The following is a 4,318-nucleotide window of genomic DNA, read 5'->3' on the forward strand; positions in this document are numbered from 1 at the left end:
GCGTATTGCGCGAGGCCGGCCGCCGTACCGGCGAGGTACTCGCCACCATCGTCAACTTCTCGAACCCTCAGGTCCTCGCCTTAGGCGGGCTCCTCTCCACGGCGGACTCCTTCGTCGCGGGGGTGCGCCAATCGATCTACACACTGTGCTTACCCATGTCTACCGACCTACTCGACATCAGCGTGAGCCAGGCCGGGCCGCTTGCCGGAGCGACGGGAGTCGGCTGGGCTCTCCTCCAAGACCTCCTTGAGCCAGCGCGGATCGATGCAGAACTGCGCGAATCCCCGCATTCTTCCTAAACACGAATCACTTTTCACAATTTTCGACAGAAGCGTGGCGGTTCTCCTGCGAACTGCCTAGGCTGGCGTCGTGAACACCTCAGCCAAACTCCCCCGCATTGCCATCGCCGGCATGGCCATCGAGTCCAGCACCTTTTCCCCGCATCGAGCGGGAGAACGGGACTTTGCCGTGGCCACCGGCGCCGAACTCCTGAACCGCTACGACGCCATCCGCGAGGGGACGCTCGGCACCGCCGCCGAGTGGATTCCCGTGCACTACGCCCGCTCCATTCCCGGCGGCGCGGTCCTGCGCGAGGTATACGAGGGCCACAAGGCCGCCATCCTGGCCGGCCTCACCGAGGCCGTAGCCACCGGCCCGCTCGACGGGCTGTTCTTTGACATTCACGGCGCCATGAGCGTTGACGGCCTGGACGACGCCGAGGGCGACCTAATCCGCGCGGTCCGCGAGGTCATCGGCCAGGACACTCTGGTGTCAGCCTCGATGGACCTGCACGGCAACGTTTCGCGGGACCTCATCGAGAACGTCAACCTCATCACTTGCTACCGCCTCGCGCCACACGAGGACACCTGGGAGACGCGCGACCGCGCGCTGACCAACCTCGTCAACGCGCTCGAAGCGCGAAACCCCGCCCTGCACACGGCCTGGGTGCGCGTGCCGATCCTGCTCCCCGGCGAAAAGACCAGCACCCGCGTTGAGCCAGCCAAGAGCCTCTACCGTCGCATCGACGAGATTGAGACTCGCCCCGGGGTGATCGACGCCGCGATCTGGATCGGCTACGCCTGGGCAGACGAACCCCGCTGCCACGGCACCGTCGTGGTCTCCGGCACCGACGAGGCCCAGACCGCCGCGGCCGCCGAAGAGCTCGGCCGCGCCTTCTGGGACGCCCGTGACGACTTCGAATTCGTCGGCCCGCCCGGCACCCTCGACGAGGGCGTCGCGGCCGGGCTTGCCGCCACGAAGACCCCGTACCTGATCAGCGATTCGGGTGACAATCCCGGCGCCGGCGGCACCGGGGACGTCACCTGGACCCTCGCCCGACTGCTCGACATGCCGGAGCTGACCGCCGAGGACGCCCCGCTCACCTACGTCGGGAGCATCTTTGACGCCGCCGCCCTGGCCGAGCTGCGCACCCTCAACGCGGGGGACCCGGTCGATATCACCGCCGGAGCCGGGGTGGACTCAGGCCCAGCGGGGCCCGTGCGCATCGTCGGCACCCTGGAGTCGCTCACCGAGGGCGACCCCGACGGGGGCGGCATCGCCGTGATCCGGGTCGGCGGTATCCGCGCAATCGTGACCGAGTTCCGGAAGGCGTACCACGCGACTTCGGACTATGCACAGATCGGCCTCGACCCACACCAGGCACAGCTCATCGTCACCAAGATCGGCTACCTGGAGCCCACCCTCTACGACATCGCGGAGGGCTGGACGCTCGCACTCACCCCGGGCGGAGTGGATCAGGACCTGGAACGACTTGGCCACCACCGCATTCAGCGCCCAATGTTCCCGTTTGACGATTTCGCAACCGACCCCGACCTGCGCGCGGAGATCATCCGCTAGGGCCGCCGCGCACAGAACAGCCCCCGGGTCACTCCCGGGGGCTGTTCTGTTATTAGAATGAGATATTACTTGTTATCTCGCAATACTTTGTTCGATAGATAATGTAAGTACCTCGGGAGTCAGCAGATCTGCTCACCCGTCGTCCCAAACAAGGAGGTTTGATGCGTACGCACGCACTGCGCCGAGCGGCCACTCCGCTCGCACTGCTCGCCACGGCTGCTCTGCTGGTCACCGGCTGCTCCGCCGGCACAGACTCGGCCCAGTCCGGCGGAGAGAAGGACACGGTCAGTTACGCACTGCCCGTCGGAACCGGTCCCAACTGGATCCTGCCCATTGCCAGCCCGGACACGATGGCCACACACAACAGCGCGATCAAGGCCACCCTGTGGCCGCGCCTGTTCGAGTACAACGGCGCCAACGGCACCATGGGCTGGGACGAGAAGGCCTCGGCCGCGGAGAGCTACGAGTTCTCCGATGACCACCTCACCGTCACCGTGAAACTCCGCGACCTCGACTGGTCCGACGGCAAGCCCGTCACCAGCCGTGACGTGGAGTTCTGGGTCAACCTCGTGAAGTTCAACGGCGAGAAGACTGGCGGCTACTCCGCCGGAATGATCCCCGACAACATCACGTCGTTCGAAATCATCGACGACAAGAACTTCTCAATCACGTTCGACAAGGTGTACAACGAGGAGTTCCTGCTGGCCAACCAGCTCTCGCTCGTCTACCCCATGCCGAGCCATGTTTGGAACAAGACCAGCGCCGACGGCGAAGTCGGCGACTTCGACAAGGAGGCCGGCACCGCAGCCGAGGTGCTTGATTACCTGTTCTCCGAGGCGAAGGACATGAAGACCTACGCCACCAACGAGCTCTGGAAGACCGTCAGCGGCCCCTACGAGGTCAAGAGCTGGTCTGACTCCGGCGTTGTGGAACTCACCGAGAACACGAAGTACACCGGACCGGACAAGCCCTCGATCCCCAACGTCGTCTTCCAGCCTTTCACCTCGGCCGACGCCGAGATGAACGTGGTGCGTTCTGGCGAGATCGACTACGGCTACATCACCAGCGCCCAGCTGACGAACGAGAAGCAGTTCACGGACAACGGCTACTCGGTCGAGCCCTGGGAGGGCTGGTCGATCACGTACATGCCCTACAACTTCGCCAACCCAGAGATGGGTCCGGTCTACGACCAGCTCTATATCCGTCAGGCACTGCAGCACGCGGTCGACCAGGAGACCATCTCCGAGGTGGTCTGGCACGGCGCCGCGAAGCCCGACTACGGCCCCGTGCCGCAGGCCAGTGACACGGACTACCTGTCCGACACGCAGAAGAACAACCCGTACCCCTTCGACCTCGACGCAGCTGCGAAGCTGTTCGCTGACCACGGCTGGACGGCCGGCAGCGACGGCACGCTCGAGTGCAGCGACGCGGGCACCGGTGCGACCCAGTGTGGCGAGGGTATCGACGCCGGCAAGAAGATGGAGATCGTCGTCTCCACGCAGAACGGTTCGCAGGAAACCGACAACATGATGTCGGAGATCCAGTCCTCGCTCGGCAAGATCGGCGTGAAGATGACGATCGATGCCAAGCCGCTCGACTCCGTCCTCACCGAGGCGCAGAGCTGCAAGACCGGAGAGGGCGAGTGCACCTGGGAACTGGCGTTCTTCGGCACCGCCGGCAGCTGGTACTTCTCCGCCTACCCGACCGGCGAGCGGGTCTTCGCCAAGGACACGAAGTGGAACGCCGGGCAGTACGACAACCCCGAGGCCGAGAAGCTCATCACCGCGATGACCGCCTCGACCGACCCGTCGATTGCCAAGCAGTACTCCGAGTTCCTCGCCAAGGACCTGCCCGTGATGTGGATGCCCAACCCGGTTTACCAGGTCTCGGTCATCCGTGACGGCCTCGACGTGGGCACCCAGGACCCGGGCGCTTCCTTCCTGCCGCAGCGCTGGTCCTGGACCAAGTAACCTTCAGTACAGAAACCGGAGAACACGCCTGATGCACGCAGCGCGAAGCGCCACCGCGGCTCGCCCCAAAAACACCAGATTCGGCTGGTATCTCGCCCGCCGGATCGGCCAGGGCCTCGTGGTCGTCCTCATTGTGACGCTCATCGTCTTCGCGCTGCTGCATCTGGCGCTCCCGAACGGCCCGGCCCAGGGCATCCTGGGCATGACCGCCAGCCAGGAGCAGATCGACGCTTTCAATCGGGAGCACGGTTTCGACCAGCCGGTCTGGCGGCAATACCTCACCTTCCTCACGCAACTCCTGCAGGGAGACCTCGGGGATTCCTTCAAGCTCAACCGTCCCGTCGCTGATGTGATCGCGCAGCGGCTGCCGAAGACCCTCATCCTCGCCCTGATCTCCATGGTGGTGGCGCTGATCGTCGCGATCCCGATGGGCATCGTCCAGGCGGTGCGCCGCGGGAAAGGCCTCGACACGGCGCTCACCACGCTGAACT

General features: G+C 65.0%; 3 protein-coding genes and 1 pseudogene. All 4 read left to right on the forward strand.

What is annotated here, in order from left to right:
• On the forward strand, nucleotides 1-299 hold a 299-nt coding region (locus OOT08_RS07405), incomplete at its 5' end, for an ROK family protein (RefSeq protein WP_325091957.1).
• Nucleotides 300-369: 70 nt separating this feature from the next.
• The gene (locus OOT08_RS07410; protein WP_325091958.1) at nucleotides 370-1,857 is read left to right on the forward strand and encodes a M81 family metallopeptidase; all 1,488 of its coding nucleotides are present in this window, start codon (nucleotides 370-372) and stop codon (nucleotides 1,855-1,857) included.
• A 161-nt stretch (nucleotides 1,858-2,018) separates the two neighbouring features.
• The gene (locus OOT08_RS07415) at nucleotides 2,019-3,827 is read left to right on the forward strand and encodes a peptide ABC transporter substrate-binding protein (protein ID WP_325091959.1); all 1,809 of its coding nucleotides are present in this window, start codon (nucleotides 2,019-2,021) and stop codon (nucleotides 3,825-3,827) included.
• Between the two features lie 31 nt (nucleotides 3,828-3,858).
• Nucleotides 3,859-4,318 (forward strand): annotated as a pseudogene (locus OOT08_RS07420) (ABC transporter permease); the annotation flags it as partial.

It is taken from the genome of Leucobacter sp. M11 (genome assembly GCF_035726885.1).
GTDB lineage: Bacteria > Actinomycetota > Actinomycetes > Actinomycetales > Microbacteriaceae > JAPFRB01.

What these genes read in the sequence shown, in the direction of transcription:
- OOT08_RS07415 (WP_325091959.1), top strand. Translation starts at nt 2,019, where the DNA reads ATGCGTACGCACGCACTGCGCCGAGCGGCCACTCCGCTCGCACTGCTC.